This window comes from Halomonas shengliensis (assembly GCF_900104135.1).
Lineage (GTDB): Bacteria > Pseudomonadota > Gammaproteobacteria > Pseudomonadales > Halomonadaceae > Halomonas > Halomonas shengliensis.
Map to the genome: position 1 here is coordinate 71736 of NZ_FNIV01000007.1, position 14323 is coordinate 86058.

The 14323-nt window shown below is 68.3% G+C and carries 16 protein-coding genes; 10 read left to right on the forward strand and 6 right to left on the reverse strand.

Going from position 1 to position 14323, the window contains the following annotated elements; genetic code table 11:
- Nucleotides 1-144 precede the first annotated feature (144 nt).
- Complete coding sequence (locus tag BLP95_RS11430) at nucleotides 145-2325, forward strand: esterase-like activity of phytase family protein (protein ID WP_089679510.1); 2181 nt, start codon at nucleotides 145-147, stop codon at nucleotides 2323-2325.
- Between the two features lie 89 nt (nucleotides 2326-2414).
- Here BLP95_RS11430 and BLP95_RS11435 read toward each other — a convergent pair whose 3' ends face one another.
- Complete coding sequence (locus BLP95_RS11435) at nucleotides 2415-2987, reverse strand: cytochrome b (RefSeq protein WP_089679514.1); 573 nt, start codon at nucleotides 2985-2987, stop codon at nucleotides 2415-2417.
- 163 nt (nucleotides 2988-3150) lie between these two features.
- Between BLP95_RS11435 and BLP95_RS11440 the strand changes: the two genes are divergently transcribed.
- Together BLP95_RS11440 and BLP95_RS11445 are read left to right on the forward strand one after the other, a co-directional pair.
- Entirely contained in the window at nucleotides 3151-3744 is a 594-nt protein-coding gene (locus tag BLP95_RS11440) for an SAM-dependent methyltransferase (RefSeq protein ID WP_089679517.1), read from the forward strand.
- Between the two features lie 46 nt (nucleotides 3745-3790).
- Nucleotides 3791-4792 carry an aldo/keto reductase gene (locus BLP95_RS11445; protein WP_089679520.1) on the forward strand — a complete coding sequence of 334 codons (1002 nt, stop codon included), beginning with the start codon at nucleotides 3791-3793 and terminating at the stop codon, nucleotides 4790-4792.
- A 65-nt stretch (nucleotides 4793-4857) separates the two neighbouring features.
- Here the strand turns inward: BLP95_RS11445 and BLP95_RS16895 are convergent, their stop codons facing one another.
- Complete coding sequence (locus BLP95_RS16895) at nucleotides 4858-5028, reverse strand: hypothetical protein (RefSeq protein ID WP_023004473.1); 171 nt, start codon at nucleotides 5026-5028, stop codon at nucleotides 4858-4860.
- Between the two features lie 396 nt (nucleotides 5029-5424).
- Between BLP95_RS16895 and BLP95_RS11450 the strand changes: the two genes are divergently transcribed.
- The 3 genes from BLP95_RS11450 (at nucleotide 5425) to BLP95_RS11460 (ending at nucleotide 8108) form a co-directional block, all read left to right on the forward strand.
- Nucleotides 5425-7305, forward strand: a complete 1881-nt coding sequence (locus BLP95_RS11450) for a beta-ketoacyl synthase (protein ID WP_089679523.1) — start codon at nucleotides 5425-5427, stop codon at nucleotides 7303-7305.
- Between the two features lie 5 nt (nucleotides 7306-7310).
- A complete protein-coding gene (gene coaD / locus BLP95_RS11455) occupies nucleotides 7311-7790 on the forward strand; it encodes a pantetheine-phosphate adenylyltransferase (RefSeq protein ID WP_089679526.1) in 480 nt (159 codons plus the stop codon).
- Between the two features lie 69 nt (nucleotides 7791-7859).
- Nucleotides 7860-8108 carry a YfhL family 4Fe-4S dicluster ferredoxin gene (locus BLP95_RS11460; RefSeq protein WP_089679530.1) on the forward strand — a complete coding sequence of 83 codons (249 nt, stop codon included), beginning with the start codon at nucleotides 7860-7862 and terminating at the stop codon, nucleotides 8106-8108.
- A gap of 115 nt (nucleotides 8109-8223) precedes the next feature.
- Here the strand turns inward: BLP95_RS11460 and BLP95_RS11465 are convergent, their stop codons facing one another.
- Nucleotides 8224-8538 carry a hypothetical protein gene (locus BLP95_RS11465; protein WP_089679533.1) on the reverse strand — a complete coding sequence of 105 codons (315 nt, stop codon included), beginning with the start codon at nucleotides 8536-8538 and terminating at the stop codon, nucleotides 8224-8226.
- A 212-nt stretch (nucleotides 8539-8750) separates the two neighbouring features.
- Between BLP95_RS11465 and BLP95_RS11470 the strand changes: the two genes are divergently transcribed.
- The 4 genes from BLP95_RS11470 to BLP95_RS11485 all read left to right on the forward strand — a co-directional run bounded on the left by BLP95_RS11470 (nucleotide 8751) and on the right by BLP95_RS11485 (nucleotide 12837).
- On the forward strand, nucleotides 8751-9371 hold the full coding sequence (locus BLP95_RS11470) for an outer membrane beta-barrel protein (RefSeq protein ID WP_176760278.1): 621 nt from the start codon (nucleotides 8751-8753) through the stop codon (nucleotides 9369-9371).
- 108 nt (nucleotides 9372-9479) lie between these two features.
- Nucleotides 9480-10853: an MATE family efflux transporter gene (locus BLP95_RS11475; protein WP_089679539.1), complete on the forward strand. Its 1374-nt coding sequence runs from the start codon at nucleotides 9480-9482 to the stop codon at nucleotides 10851-10853.
- 71 nt (nucleotides 10854-10924) lie between these two features.
- The gene (locus BLP95_RS11480) at nucleotides 10925-12235 is read left to right on the forward strand and encodes a short-chain fatty acid transporter (protein WP_089679542.1); all 1311 of its coding nucleotides are present in this window, start codon (nucleotides 10925-10927) and stop codon (nucleotides 12233-12235) included.
- Between the two features lie 86 nt (nucleotides 12236-12321).
- Nucleotides 12322-12837: an acyl-CoA thioesterase gene (locus tag BLP95_RS11485; RefSeq protein WP_089679545.1), complete on the forward strand. Its 516-nt coding sequence runs from the start codon at nucleotides 12322-12324 to the stop codon at nucleotides 12835-12837.
- Here the strand turns inward: BLP95_RS11485 and BLP95_RS11490 are convergent.
- The 3 genes from BLP95_RS11490 to BLP95_RS11500 all read right to left on the reverse strand — a co-directional run bounded on the left by BLP95_RS11490 (nucleotide 12834) and on the right by BLP95_RS11500 (nucleotide 14198).
- Nucleotides 12834-13160 (reverse strand): I78 family peptidase inhibitor, encoded by a 327-nt coding sequence (locus BLP95_RS11490; protein WP_089679548.1) that lies wholly within the window; start codon nucleotides 13158-13160, stop codon nucleotides 12834-12836. The two genes, BLP95_RS11485 and BLP95_RS11490, sit on opposite strands and share 4 nt — an antisense overlap.
- 92 nt (nucleotides 13161-13252) lie before the next feature.
- On the reverse strand, nucleotides 13253-13384 hold the full coding sequence (locus BLP95_RS11495; RefSeq protein ID WP_089679551.1) for an entericidin A/B family lipoprotein: 132 nt from the start codon (nucleotides 13382-13384) through the stop codon (nucleotides 13253-13255).
- Nucleotides 13385-13451: 67 nt separating this feature from the next.
- The gene (locus BLP95_RS11500) at nucleotides 13452-14198 is read right to left on the reverse strand and encodes a sulfite exporter TauE/SafE family protein (RefSeq protein ID WP_089679553.1); all 747 of its coding nucleotides are present in this window, start codon (nucleotides 14196-14198) and stop codon (nucleotides 13452-13454) included.
- Nucleotides 14199-14323: the final 125 nt, after the last annotated feature.

Consider the following 14323-nt stretch of genomic DNA (forward strand, 5'->3'; position numbering starts at 1 on the left):
TTTTATAGATCGCTTTATTATTTTATTTTCATGCTAATGAAACATGCCGGTGGTAATGGATCGGCCATCATTTTTCTGTCACAGCAAGCCAATACCGTGCCTCTTCCATCCAGTTCATTCGTCTCATGTTGGGAGATCCCCCCTATGCCCTGCCGAACCCTTCGCCTCTCCGGCCTGGCCCTGGCCATCGCCATGGCGTCGACCGCCGTCTCGGCGTCTGCCGCCAGCTTCAACCGCCTTCTCAGTTTCTCCACCGCCGACAACCTGCCGGCGTCGGAGCGAGAGCAGGAGACGTCGGCGGAGATCATCACCGCCACCGCCAGCGGCGAGATGCTGATCTACAGCGACAGCCCGCGCGGCGGGATCGGCTACATCGCGCTCGAGGAGGACGGCTCGCCCCGTGCGGCAGGCTTCACCGCGCTGGAAGGCGAGCCCACGGCGGTCAGCGCCGTGGGCGAGGATGTGGTGGTGGGGGTGAACACCTCGACCAGCTTCACCGAGCCTTCAGGCTTCGTTGCCCTGGTCTCCGGCGCCAGCCAGCAGGTGCTGGGCCGGTGCGAGCTGGGCGGCCAGCCGGATTCGGTGGCGGTCTCGCCCGACCAGGCGTGGGTCGCCGTGGCGATCGAGAACGAGCGTGACGAGGACCTCAACGACGGCGAGATCCCCCAGCTACCGGCCGGTGACCTGGTGCTGGTGCCGCTGAGCGAAGGGGCGCTGGATTGCGAGGGCCTCAAGCGCGTGGACCTGACCGGCCTGGCAGAGATCGCCCCCAGCGACCCGGAGCCGGAGTTCGTCGACTTCAACGCCCAGGGCGAGGTCGTGGTGACCCTGCAGGAGAACAATCACCTGGTGATCGTGGATGCCGACAGCGGCGAGATTCGCCACCACTTCTCTGCCGGCAGCGTCGACCTCGAGCAGATCGATACCGAGAAGGATGGCGCCCTCACCTTCACCGAGTCCCAGCAAGGTGTGCTGCGCGAGCCCGACGCCGCCCAGTGGCTGGATGACGAGCGCTTCGTGATCGCCAACGAGGGCGACTATCAGGGCGGCGCCCGCGGCTTCAGCATCTTCCACAAGAGCGGCGAGCTGCTGTTCGAATCCGGTGCCGCCTTCGAGCATGAGGTGGCCCGCGCCGGCCACTATCCGGACAAGCGCTCCGGCAAGAAGGGGGGCGAACCCGAGGGGCTGGAGGTCGGCCACTTCGGCGAGGACACCTATATCTTCGTGCTCTCGGAGCGGGGCTCGGTGATCGGCGTCTATCGCGATACCGGCGCCGAGCCAGAGTTCATGCAGCTGCTGCCCTCGGGCATCGCGCCGGAGTCCGCCGTGGCGATTCCACAGCGCAACCTGCTGGTCAGTGCCAACGAGAAGGACCTGGTGGAAGACGGCGGCCCACGGGCTCATGTGATGTTCTATCAGCTTGGCGATGATGCGCCCGCCTATCCGCAACTGGTCTCGGCGAACGATGCCCAGGGCGCGCCGATCGGCTGGGGTGCCCTCTCCGGTCTGAGCGCCGACCCCGAGCGAGCCGGCATCCTGTATGCCGTGAACGACAGCTTCTACGCCAACCAGCCGCGCCTCTTCACCATCGATGCCAGCCAGCACCCGGCGCGCATCACCGCGGCGCTTTCGATCACCCGCGACGGCCAGCCAGCCGAGGCGCTGGACCTGGAAGGCATCGCCGTCGATGGCGAGGGCGGCTTCTGGGTCGCTTCCGAAGGCGATGCCGAGAAGCAGGTGCCCCATGCCCTGCATCACGTGAACGCCGAGGGGGCCATCGCACGGACGGTGGCGCTGCCGGAGGCGCTGCTCGAGCACCAGACACGCTTCGCCGCCGAGGGCATCGCGCTGCATGAGGGGGCGCTGTGGATCGCCATGCAACGGCCCTGGCAGGACGACCCCGCCGGCCACGCCAAGCTGCTGCGCTTCGACCTCGCCAGCGGCGAGTGGCGCGCGGCGCACTACCCGCTGGAGACCAGCGAACGCGGCTGGGTGGGCCTCTCCGAGCTCGAGATCGCCAACGGCACCCTCTACGTGGTGGAGCGCGACAACCAGATCGGCGAACGTGCCGCCATCAAGCGTCTCTATGCGCTGGACCTGGCCAGCATCGAGACCGCTCCCCTGGGCGGCGAGCTGCCGGTGCTGGAGAAGACGCTGGTCCGCGACCTGATGGAGGACCTAGCGGCCCTGAACGGCGTTGTCACCGACAAGGTCGAGGGCTTCGCCATCGACGCCGCGGGTGAGGGCTTCTTCGTCACCGACAACGACGGCGTCGACGACAGCTCCGGCGAGACGCTGTGGTGGTCGATCGGCCGGATGGAATAGGCCTGACGGCATCGACGCCAAGGCGTGAAAAGCAGAAGGGGGAGGCATCTGGCCTCCCCCTTCTGCTTGTGGTGTCCCCCTTGGCGGGGTCAGCGAGCCGAACCGGCTTCTCGGCGTCCCTCCGTGTCAGAAGGAGTGCCGCGCCGCGGCAGCATGCGCACCAGCACGTCCTCATCGGCCATGCGGCGATGCAGAAGGGCCATGGCGACATGGCCGACGATCAGCGCCAGCAGCGCCCAGCCCAGCAGGCCGTGGAAGATGCCGCCGACCGCGGCCATCCACTCGATCTCGCCCTCGAAGCCCGGCATCAGCGGGATGCCGAAGGGGGCGAAGGCTCGCCCGGAGCCGTACTGGCGCAGCAGGGCCACCAGCGGCACCGCCACCATCAGCAGGTAGAGCGCCAGATGGCCGACGCAGGCGGCCAGGTTGATGGCGGCCGGGCGCCGCGCCCGCTCCACCAGCGCCCACCCCAGGCGCACCGCCACCAGCAGCATCAGCAGCGCCCCCAGCGGCTTGTGGGCGCCCCACACGGCCGCCTCCAGGGCAGTATCCGGCAAGGCGAAGCGCACGATGGCGGTGAGGAACTGGAAGGCGAACAGGGCCGCCATCCCCCAGTGCAGCAGGCGACTGACGCGGCCGTAGTGAGCGGCGTTGACCGACATGAGGAACTCCTTGGCGATGACGATGAAGACGCTTCGCAGGCTAGCGACCCATCGCGCAGGAATTGTGGCACCAGTGTGGAGCGAGCGAGTCCGGGTGGCGCCATGGCGCCGCGGATCTTGGTACTCTCACAGGTCGAATCCACGGCAACGCGAGGACGCCCCCATGTGGGATGAGCGCTACAGCACCGACGACTACCTCTACGGCACCGAGCCCAACGACTTCCTGCGCGAGCACGCCGCGCTGATCGGCGAGCCGCCGCGGGACGTGCTCTGCCTGGCCGACGGTGAGGGGCGCAACGGCGTCTACCTGGCCGGGCTCGGCCACCGGGTCACCTCGGTGGATGCCTCCGCGGTGGGCCTGAAGAAGGCGGCGCGGCTGGCCGAGGAGAAGGGCGTGGCGCTGACCACCCTGCACGCCGACCTCACCGAGCACGAATTCGCCGCCGAGAGCGTCGATGCCGTGGTGTCGATCTTCTGCCATGTGCCGGCGGCGGGGCGTCCCCACCTTCACCGCCAGGTGATCCAGGCACTGCGGCCGGGCGGCGTACTGATCCTCGAGGCCTACACCCCGGCGCAGGTGCCGCGCGACACCGGCGGGCCGGACACCCCCGACCGCACGCCTACCGCCGCCGAGCTCGATGCCGCCTATGCCGAGCTCGCCATCGAGCTCAGCCGCGAGTGCGAGCGCCTGGTGGTGGAGGGGCGCGGCCACACCGGGCCCGGCTGCGTGGTCCAGTTCATCGCCCGCAAGCGCTGACGCCAGTGCCCGCTCACCAGGAGATCTCATGCCACAAGGAGACCCCATGAATCCCGTGACCGACCGCCTCAAGGCCATCGCCTCCCCCGCCATCGGCCTGGGTTGCATGAACCTCTCCCACGGCTACGGCCAGCCGGTGGAAGAGGCCGAGGCAGTGCGCGCCCTGGGCGAGGCCTTCGAGATGGGCTATCGCCACTTCGATACCGCCACCCTGTACGGCGCCACCGCCAACGAGCGGGTGGTAGGCAAGGCGCTCGCCGGCAAGCGCGACGAGATTCTGCTGGCCAGCAAGTGCGGCATGGCCATGGACCCCGAGCTCGGCCGCAAGGTGATAGACGGCCGCCCCGAGACCCTGCGCCGCCAGTGCGAGGCGAGCCTCGAACGCCTGCAGACCGACCATATCGACCTCTACTACCTGCATCGCTGGGACAAGGGCGTGCCCATCGAGGAGAGCGTAGGGGAGCTGGCGCGGCTGGTGGCAGAGGGCAAGATCGGCGCCATCGGCCTCTCCGAGGTCTCGGCGGCCACCCTGCGCCGGGCCCGCAGCGAGCATCCCATCGCCGCGGTGCAGACGGAGTACTCGCTGTGGACCCGCAACCCGGAGATCGCGGTGCTCGAGGCGTGCCGCGAGGCGGGCACCCTGTTCGTGGCCTTCAGCCCGCTGGGGCGCGGCTTCCTCGCCGGGGCCATCCAGGTCGACACGCCCCTGGCCGAGGGCGACGTGCGCCGCGGCATGCCGCGCTTCAGCGCCGACAACCTGGCCCGTAACCTGCCGCTGCTGGCCGAGCTGGACACCATGGCCCGCGAGTTCGAAGTCACCAGCGGGCAGCTGGCACTGGCCTGGCTGCGCGCCAAGGGGGAGGACGTCCTGCCGATTCCCGGCACCCGCAACGTGGCCCATATGCGCGAGAACCTGGCCGCCGAATCGCTCACCCTCGCGCCGGAGCTGGTGGCACGCCTGGACGAGGCGTTCGCTCCCGAGCGTATCGTCGGCGAACGCTACGCCGAGGCGCTGCAGGCGGAGGTGGATACCGAGGAGTTCGCCTGAGCCACCCCACACACACGACAGGCCGGGCAAGGTGCCCGGCCTGTCGTGACGCCAGTGCCGCTGGCTCAGTTGTCGGTGGCCTCCTCGATCGAATCACCGGCCTCCTCGACCGCCTGGTCGATCTCCTCGCCGGCCTCCTCGGCAGGGCCCTGTTCCTCCTCGCAGGCCGCCAGGCCCAGGGTCAGCAGGCCCGCCAGCAGGGCCAGGGCGACTTTCCGTGACAGCGTGTGTTGCATGCCATTCTCCTCCTGAGAAACGAAAGGGTCGGGTGGCGCGGGGGCCACGCCCTCAACCTAGCGCCCGCGGCGGCGGCCTGCCACCGCAGTGCGTAACGCTGCGTAAAGGCACGTGAACGGCATGAAAGCGAGACGGGAAAGAAAAAAAGGGCGCACCCCCGGAGAGACGCGCCCATATGACCACTCGTATGACTCAAACAGCCATTTCATCCTAGCCAAGGCGACGGCGATTTTCAAACATTCGTTTTAGCGCCTTCGCGCCCGCCCCCGGGCGCCCCGCATGACGCCGCTGCGGGCCGGGTGCTATGATCCATGACCAATCAACGATCGCGAACTCGTAGACACCAACAGCACAACGAGGAATCCGGCTTGTCACACTTACCGGTGATCGTCGGCATGGGCGGCGTGAACCCTGCCGGCAGAACCTCGGGCCACCAGGCGTTCCGCCGCACCGTGCTCGACGCCCTGCCCGTGGAGGACCAGGCCCGCACCCTGCTGGGCCTGGCCGCCATGATGCGCCTGGCCAGCGGCCACGAGGACGGCAGTTGGCAGACCGCCGACGGCGAGGCCCTCGACCCCGCCGCCATCGTCGAGCAGACCCGCCAGCAGGTGCTCGACCATACCCTGATCCGGCGCATCGAGGATCCGCGCTTCAACGACGCGGGGCTGCCCGCCAACCGTCGCGCCAGCCTGGCCCTGGAGGCCCCGCTCACCTTCCGCATCCGCCGGCGCCAGCTGCCCCGCGACCTGCCCCCTACCTGGCAGGTGCGCGAGCTCGACCGCAAGCTGTTCGAGGTGACCGTGCCCGCCGGCGAGATGGACGTGATGCTGCCCGAGCATCGCCCCGCCCAGGTGCGCGCCGCCGGCCAGCTGCCCAGCGGCTTCGAGCCAGAGCGCCTCTACCGCAGCGTGCACCACCCGCGCGGGCTCTCCATGGCGATCTTCGCGGCGAGCGACTGCCTGGGCGACAGCGGCCTGGCCTGGGACACCCTGCGCGACCGGCTCGACCCCGACGAGGTCGCCGTCTACGCCGGCAACTCCATCGGCCAGCTCGACGACGAGGGCTGGGGCGGGCTGCTCAAGAGCTTCGTCTCCGGCAACCGCGCTACCTCCAAGCAGATGCCGCTGGGCTACGGCCAGATGCCCGCCGACTTCCTCAATGCCTATGTGCTGGGCAGCGTGGGCGGCACCGGCGCGGCGCTGGGCGCCTGCGCCAGCTTCCTCTACAACCTGCGCCTGGGGGTCGACGACATCCGCGCCGGCCGCCGCCGGGTGGTGATGGTGGGCACCGCCGATGCGCCGGTGACCCCCGAGATCATCGAGGGCTTCCGCGCCATGGGGGCCCTGGCCGACGACGACAGCCTGCGCGCGCTGGACGCCCTGGAGCTGCTCACCGACACCGATTACCAGAAGGCGTGTCGTCCCTTCGCCCGCAACTGCGGCTTCACCATCGCCGAGGCGAGCCAGTTCGTGATGCTGATGGACGACGCCCTGGCCCTCGAGGTGGGTGCCGAGATCCTCGGCAGCGTGCCGGACGTCTTCGTCAATGCCGACGGCTGGAAGCGTTCCATCTCGGCGCCGGGCATCGGCAACTACATTACCCTGGGCAAGGCCGCCGCCCTGGTGCGCGAGATGCTCGGTGACAAGGCCCTGCGCGAGCGCACCTTCCTGCACGCCCACGGCACCAGCACCCCCAAGAACCGGGTCACCGAGTCCCACGTCTTCGACCTGGTGGCGCGGGCCTATGGCATCGAGGCGTGGCCGGTGGTGGCGGTGAAGGCCTACGTCGGCCACTCCCAGGGCAGCGCCGCCGGCGACCAGCTGGCCAGCGCCCTGGGCAGCTTCGCCCATGACCTGCTGCCGGGCATCGCTACCCTCGACGCGGTGGCCGACGACGTCCATGCCGAGCGCCTGCGGCTCTCACGCGAGGCCATGCCCTTCGCCGCGGATGCCGCCTTCATCAACGCCAAGGGGTTCGGCGGCAACAACGCCACCGGGGTGGTGCTCTCGCCCGTGGTCACCGAGCGCCTGCTGGTGCAGCGCCACGGCGAGGCCGCGGTGACCGCCTGGCAGGTGCGCCGCGAGGCGACCCGCGAGGCCGCCGCCGCCTATCGCCGCCAGGCCGACCAGGGCCGCTTCGCTCCCCGCTATCGCTTCGGCGAGGGGGTGCTGGAGGGCCCGGAGCTTGAGGTCAGCGACACCGAGATCCAGATCCCCGGCTACGCCCGCCCGGTCTCGCTGGCGGTGCACAACCCCTTCGGCAGACTCGAGGAGTGACGGCGATGAACATCGCGGTATACCCCGGCACCTTCGACCCGATCACCAACGGCCACTTCGACCTGATCGAGCGCGCCGCCCGGTTGTTCGACAGGGTGGTGGTGGCCATCGCCACCAGCCCCGGCAAGGGCCCCGCGCTGGATATCGACACGCGCATCGCCCTGGCCCGGGAGGTCACCGCCGGGCTCGACAACATCGAGGTGATCGGCTTCTCGGGGCTGATGACCGAGTTCATGAAGCAGCAGCAGGCGCGCGTACTGCTGCGCGGCCTGCGTGCGGTCTCGGACTTCGAATACGAGCTGCAGCTGGCCAACATGAACCGTGCCCAGATGCCGGAGCTGGAGACCGTCTTCCTTACCCCGGCAGTGGAGAACTCCTATATCTCCTCCACCCTGGTGCGCGAGATCGCCAAGCTGGGCGGCGACGTCTCGCAGCATGTCCATCCAAGGGTCGCCGCGACGCTGAAGAGCCATTACAATACCTGACCACAAGGCTCGGGATTGCACCGAGTCACCCCCGACGACCGCGGCCAGCGACTTCCGCGAGGTATCCCCATGGCCCTGATGATCACCGACGAGTGCATCAACTGTGACGTCTGCGAACCCGAATGCCCCAACGGCGCCATCTCGCCCGGGGAGGAGATCTACGTCATCGACCCGGAGCTGTGCACCGAGTGCGTCGGCCACTACGACGAGCCGCAGTGCCAGCAGGTCTGCCCGGTGGACTGCATCCCCCTCGACCCGGAGCGCGAGGAGAGTCGCGAGGAGCTGATGGCCAAGTACGAGCGCATCACCGCCGCCTGACGCCCTCCCGCGCAGACCACACGACCACCGACACCACGACGCCCCGCTCCTGAGAGCGGGGCGTCGTCTTATTGGGGGCCTGGCGCCCGGACTGGAGTGCTGCGTCGGCGGCGGCTCAGAGCTCGTCGGCGCGCTTGCTGACCGTGCAGCCCAGGCAGCGGCGGAAGGCCGCCTCGGCCGGGGTCTTGATCAGGGTTTCGGCGGCGGTATCCACGCCACCGCCCAGGGCGGTGAAGGGCAACGACACCAGGAACACCGCGGTGCCGGCCACGGTGGCCACCGCCAGCAGCGGCCTTGCGATCACCGCATCGGCGATCATCGCCCCGCCGCTCGGCTGGGCCTCCATGCGCTGCTCTTGGGCCATCGCCGGGGTCGTGCCCAGCAGCGCCACCAGCGCCAGTACGAAGAAGAATACGGTCCGCTTGCCCATCGCTTTCACTCCCTGCTCCCTGCAGTCTCTGCTGCCGTTGTCGCCCTGCCAGTACCAGCCAACCGATATGCCGGGTATGGCACTAACCATTGTTAGCTTCTAGAATGCCCGAGGTTACATCCTTTCACAGGATCTTACATCAGGGTAGACGGCTTTCGCCGACCGCCCAACCCGCAGGCCCTGCCTGCTCCCACCATGCAAAGGAGCGCATGATGAAGCGTCTGATCGCCACCGCCGCCCTGGCCACCCTGGTCGCCAGCCCCGCCTTCGCCCAGAGCTATCAGTACAACCCCAACGAGGGGCCGTATATTGGAGTCGGCCTTGGCAACGCTGAGCTGGATTTTGATATGGCGGGCTACTATGAAAGCCTTGGCTATCCAAATGTCAGCTCGGATGATAGCGATACTGCCTACAAGCTATTCGCGGGCTACCAGTTCAACCCCAATTTCGCAATCGAAGCCGGGTACGCCAACTTCGGCGAATTTTCGGCCAGCTCTTCAGCACCTGGCTACGCAGGTCGGTCAGAACTCAGCATCGAAGGCTTTACGGCTGGTCTGGTTGGCAAACTGCCCATTCAGAATGGCTTTAGTGTTTACGGCAAGCTGGGCATGATCGCTTGGGATGCCGAGCTGGACGAAAGTGAGAGCTCTGTTTGGGGGAGCGGGTCTCTGACTTCAAGCGATGATGGCGCTGACCCCTTCTACGGCATCGGTGCTGAATATGTAGTGAATCAGGCCGTCATGCGGCTCGAATACGAGCGTTATGACATCGAGTCTGAAGGAGTAGGTCTTGAAGTCGACCTGATCTCGGCGGCCATCGGCTACCGCTTCTAAGCGAAAACCGAGCCACCCCGCCACAGCCGCCCCGCCACAGCGCGGGGCGGTTGCGTTATATGCCGCCGCCGGCCATGCTGCGCGGCTTTCCACCCTCGGGAGCCCATCGTGAGCCGCTCGGAACCTTCGTCACCCGCGTCCGCGCGCCGGCGCATCCTGACGCTGGCCTGGCCGATTATCCTCTCCAATATCACCGTGCCGCTGCTGGGGCTGGTGGATACCGCCGTGGTCGGCCACCTGCCGGACTCCCGCTACCTGGCCGCGGTGACCCTCGGTGCCACCCTGTTCAGCTTCCTCTACTGGGGCTTCGGCTTCCTGCGCATGGGCACCACCGGGCTCACCTCCCAGGCGGTGGGCCGCGAGAACGACACGGAGGTGCGCAACCTGCTGGGCCAGTCGCTGCTGCTGGCGGCGGGCATCGGCGCGGCGCTGATCCTGCTCTCGCGACCGCTCATCGCCCTGGGGCTGTGGCTGCTCGACGGCAGCGAGGTGGCCACGGCGCTGGCCGCCGAGTATGCCGAGATCCGCATCCTCTCGGCGCCGGCGGTGCTGGCCAACTACGCCATCCTCGGCTGGTTCCTGGGCCAGCAGAACTCGCAGGTGACCCTGGCGATCCTGGTGCTGACCAACGGCGTCAACATCGTCCTCGACCTGCTCTTTGTCGTCGGCCTGGGCATGACCAGCGACGGCGTGGCCTGGGCCACGGTGATCGCCGACTACACCGCCTTCGCCTTCGGCCTGTGGCTGGTCTCGCGCCAGCTCAGGTGGCTCTCGGGGCGCTTCCTGCGCAGCCGGCTGCTGGCGCTGGCCGCCTACGGCGAACTCTTCTCGGTGAACGCCAACCTCTTCGTGCGCACCCTGGGGCTGCTGTTCGCCATGGCCTTCTTCACCTCGCGGGGGGCCGCCCAGGGCGACACCGTGCTTGCCGCCAACGCCGTGCTGCTGCAGTTCATCATGCTCACCAGCTACGCCCTGGACGGTTTCGCCCACGCCGCCGAGGCGCTTACCGGGCGCTCGGTGGGCGCCAGGCGCTGGGAGGAGTTCGCCCAGGCGGTGCGCGGGGCGGCCTGGTTCTCGCTGGCCACCGCCGGCCTCGCCGCGCTGGCCTTCGCCCTGGGCGGCGAGGCACTGATCGCCCTGCTCACCGGCCTGCCGGCGGTGCGCGACACCGCCGCCAGCTACCTGCCATGGATGGTCGCCATGCCGCTGATCGCGGTGTGGAGCTACCTGCTGGACGGGGTCTTCATCGGCGCAACGGCGATCCGCGAGATGCGCAACAGTATCTTCGCCGGGCTCGCCGTCTACCTGCCCGCCTGGTGGCTCGCCCAGGCAGTGCTGCCGGAGGCCCTCACCAACCATGGGCTGTGGCTGGCCTTCACGCTGTTCACCCTGGTGCGCTCGGCGACCCTGATCGCCTACTATCGGCGACGGCGCCGCAGCGACTGGTGTGACAAGCCTGCTGGACCGTTGGCGGCGAAATAACGCAAGATACTGACGCTGCGCTAGTTTCTGTGTTGAACCACCAAGAACACTCACAACAGTAAGGGAACGCCATGCTCAAGGCCCTCTCGAGACCGGCGGTGAAGCTGGTCGAACGCTACCTGCCCGACCCCTATATCTTCGTGCTGCTGCTGACCATCATCGCCGCGGTGGCCGCCATCGCCGTGGAACGCCAGACGCCGCTGGCGGTGATGCGCATGTGGGGCGACGGCTTCTGGAACCTGCTGACCTTCTCGATGCAGATGCTGCTGGTGCTGGTCACCGGCTTCATGCTGGCAAGCTCCCCCCCCGTGAAGAAGCTGCTGCAGCGCCTGGCCGCCCTGGCCAAGGGGCCCGGCGGCGCCATCCTGCTGGTCACCTATGTGTCGCTGGCGGCCAGCTGGATCAACTGGGGCTTCGGCCTGGTGGTGGGCGCGCTGTTCGCAAAGGAGCTCGCGCGCCTGGTGCGTGTCGACTACCGCCTGCTGGTGGCCAGCGCCTACTCCGGCTTCGTGGTGTGGCACGGCGGCCTGGCCGGCTCCGTGCCGCTGACCATCGCCACCGACGGCCACTTCAGCGCCGACCAGATCGGTGTGATCGGCACCGGCTCCACCATCTTCGCCTTCTTCAACCTGGCCATCGTGGTGATGCTGTTCATCGCCGTGCCGCTGGTCAACCGCATGATGCTGCCAGACGAGAACGAGAGCGTCTTCGTCGACCCCAAGCTGCTGGGCGATGACGAGGAGGAGCGCGTGCGCATCACCCGCCCCGCCGAGCGCATGGAGAACAGTGTGGTGCTGGCCTGGCTGGTGGGCATCCCGGGCCTGATCTTCCTGGTCGACCACTTCTTCCTGCGCGGCGGCGGGCTGAACCTCAACGTGGTCAACTTCCTGTTCCTGTTCCTGGCCATCGTGCTGCACCGCACCCCGCGCAGCCTGCTGACCAGCCTGCAGGAGGCGATCAAGGGCGGTGCCGGCATCGTCATCCAGTTCCCCTTCTACGCCGGGATCATGGCGATCATGGTGCAGTCCGGCCTGGCGGCGACCCTCTCCGAGGGCCTGGTCTCCTTCGCCACCGAGACCACCCTGCCCTTCTGGACCTTCATCAGCGCCGGCATCGTCAACCTCTTCGTGCCCTCCGGGGGCGGCCAGTGGGCGGTGCAGGCGCCGGTGATGCTGCCCGCCGCCGAGGCGCTGGGAGTGGAGATCCCGCGGGTCGCCATGGCCGTGGCCTGGGGTGACGCCTGGACCAACCTGCTGCAGCCCTTCTGGGCGCTGCCGGTGCTGGGTATCGCCGGGCTCAAGGCCAAGGACATCATGGGCTTCTGCCTGATCCAGCTGCTTATCACCGGGGTGCTGATCTCGGTCGGCCTGACCTGGTTCTGACGCCCACCCTGCCCCAAGGCAAAACGCCTTGTCCCCAGACCGGGGGCAAGGCGTTATGCTGTGGATAACCCACCAGGAGACCGCCCATGGACGCCCACCCCCTGCCCGGCCAGCACGAGCTCTCGATGACGGTGCTGATGACCCCCGACATGGCCAACTTCAGCGGCAAGGTGCACGGCGGCGCCATCCTCAAGAAGCTCGACGAGGTGGCCTACGCCTGCGCCAGCCGCTACGCCGGCCACTACGTGGTCACCCTCTCGGTGGACCAGGTGCTGTTCAAGCAGCCGATCCACGTCGGCGAGCTGGTCACCTTCCTGGCCTGCGTCAACCATGTCGGCCGTTCCTCCATGGAGATCGGCATCAAGGTGGTGGCCGAGGACATCCAGCACAAGCTGATCCGCCACACCAACAGCTGCTACCTGACCATGGTGGCGGTGGACGCCGACGGGAAGCCGGCCCCGGTGCCTCCCCTCAGGCTGGAGACGAAACTTCAGAAGCTGCGTTTCGAGAAGGCCGCACTGCGCAAGAAGCTGCGCAAGCAGGCCGAGGAGGAGGAGCGCCGCACCCAGGACGAGCACGGCGCCAGGGAAGAGCGCGACTAGCCGCAGGCGATCTCGGCGATGACGTCGTCCTCGTCGAGGCGCACGTTGAGGCGCTCCGGCCGGTAGTCGAGGGTCACCGCCTCGCCGGGGCGCACCACGCGCATGCTCACCGCCCCGCTCTCGGCGCGGATGGCCTCGCCCAGCGCCGCGTCATAGGCGCGGCCGATGCGATCCTGGACGCGCTCGGCCCCGCAGGCGTCACCGTCCGCCACCCGGGGCGGCGGCGGGGCAGGCTCCGGACTGGGTGCCGTGTTCAGGCCCCCGCAGCCCGCCAGCAGCAGCGCCAGCCCGAGCCCCAGTGGAAACCAGCGTCTCTCCCTCATGCCTTGTGCTCCCTGTCATTACGCCAAGCAAGGCAGCGCCGGGGCGGGCTGGCCGCACCGGCGCTGCTGTTCTTGTCGTGCCGGTATCCGACTCAGGACGCGGCGTCCTGGACCGCCTCGCCGCCCTGCTCGATGTCCTGGCCGGCACCACGGATGGTGTTGCAGCCGGAGAGCAGCGAGACGGCGAACAGCGCCGCCATCAGCATCGCCAGTGATCGTTTCATGGGGCTATCTCCTTGCGGATTGGGAGTGTTGCAAGGGGTAATTTAGCAGCTGACGGCACACCCTGCCCTACCCGAGCAGCAGCCGCAGGATGATCGCCGCGATCACCGCCACGGTGAGCCACTTGACCACGAAGGCGCCACGCGGGCTGACGTTGACCTTCACCGCGAGCCAGGCGCCGGTCATGCTGCCCGCCGCCAGCAGCAGGCCGTAGCCCCAGCGCACCTGGTCGTTGACCAGGAAGAGCGCCAGCGCCGGCAGGGTGTAGACCAGCACGATCAGCACCTTGAAGACGTTCACCTGGGCCAGGTCGATCCGCAGCATGCGGTAGAGCACCACGATGAACAGGATGCCCACCCCCACCTGGATGAAGCCGCCGTAGAGGCCGATGGCGAACATCGCCAGGTAGACCGCCGGGGTCAGCCGCTCGGGGGTCAGCGGACGGGTCTCCAGGCGCGGCTGGGGCAGCAGCATCAGCAGCGCCGCCCCCGCCATCACCACGATCAGGATCGCCTCGAAGAGGGCGTCGCCGGTGCGCATGGCCAGCCAGGCGCCCGCCAGCGAGCCCAGCACCGCCGGCACCGAGAGGCGCAGCGACAGCCCCACATGGCGCGCTCCGGCACGGAAGAAGTGATAGACCGCCGAGACGCTCTGCAGCGCGATGGAGACGCGATTGGTGCCGTTGGCCTCCTGGGGCGGCAGGCCGAGGAACATCAGCAGCGGCAGAGTGAGCATGGAGCCGCCGGCGGAGAGCACGTTGATGAAGCCGGCCAACGCGCCGATCAGCAGCAGGGCCAGCGCCTCGATCAGGGTCATGGGAGCGTCCTTTGCGGGTCGGGCCGCACAGCTTAGCCGTCGCGGCCACAAGGGGAAACTCCCCGCCGACCTGTGGCATGATGCGGGAGAGGCCACGCGCCCTGCTCACGACACGGGAGAGCCCC

Excerpts from the sequence above, each read along its gene's own strand:
- BLP95_RS11480 (WP_089679542.1), top strand. The coding sequence starts at position 10,925 with ATGCTCAAGGCCCTCTCGAGACCGGCGGTGAAGCTGGTCGAACGCTAC.
- BLP95_RS11495 (WP_089679551.1), bottom strand. The coding sequence starts at position 13,384 with ATGAAACGATCACTGGCGATGCTGATGGCGGCGCTGTTCGCCGTCTCG.
- BLP95_RS11435 (WP_089679514.1), bottom strand. The coding sequence starts at position 2,987 with ATGTCGGTCAACGCCGCTCACTACGGCCGCGTCAGTCGCCTGCTGCAC.
- BLP95_RS11465 (WP_089679533.1), bottom strand. The coding sequence starts at position 8,538 with ATGGGCAAGCGGACCGTATTCTTCTTCGTACTGGCGCTGGTGGCGCTG.
- BLP95_RS11460 (WP_089679530.1), top strand. The coding sequence starts at position 7,860 with ATGGCCCTGATGATCACCGACGAGTGCATCAACTGTGACGTCTGCGAA.
- coaD (WP_089679526.1), top strand. The coding sequence starts at position 7,311 with ATGAACATCGCGGTATACCCCGGCACCTTCGACCCGATCACCAACGGC.
- BLP95_RS11440 (WP_089679517.1), top strand. The coding sequence starts at position 3,151 with ATGTGGGATGAGCGCTACAGCACCGACGACTACCTCTACGGCACCGAG.
- BLP95_RS11470 (WP_176760278.1), top strand. The coding sequence starts at position 8,751 with ATGAAGCGTCTGATCGCCACCGCCGCCCTGGCCACCCTGGTCGCCAGC.
- BLP95_RS11490 (WP_089679548.1), bottom strand. The coding sequence starts at position 13,160 with ATGAGGGAGAGACGCTGGTTTCCACTGGGGCTCGGGCTGGCGCTGCTG.
- BLP95_RS11445 (WP_089679520.1), top strand. The coding sequence starts at position 3,791 with ATGAATCCCGTGACCGACCGCCTCAAGGCCATCGCCTCCCCCGCCATC.
- BLP95_RS11430 (WP_089679510.1), top strand. The coding sequence starts at position 145 with ATGCCCTGCCGAACCCTTCGCCTCTCCGGCCTGGCCCTGGCCATCGCC.
- BLP95_RS11450 (WP_089679523.1), top strand. The coding sequence starts at position 5,425 with ATGGGCGGCGTGAACCCTGCCGGCAGAACCTCGGGCCACCAGGCGTTC.
- BLP95_RS11500 (WP_089679553.1), bottom strand. The coding sequence starts at position 14,198 with ATGACCCTGATCGAGGCGCTGGCCCTGCTGCTGATCGGCGCGTTGGCC.
- BLP95_RS16895 (WP_023004473.1), bottom strand. The coding sequence starts at position 5,028 with ATGCAACACACGCTGTCACGGAAAGTCGCCCTGGCCCTGCTGGCGGGC.
- BLP95_RS11485 (WP_089679545.1), top strand. The coding sequence starts at position 12,322 with ATGGACGCCCACCCCCTGCCCGGCCAGCACGAGCTCTCGATGACGGTG.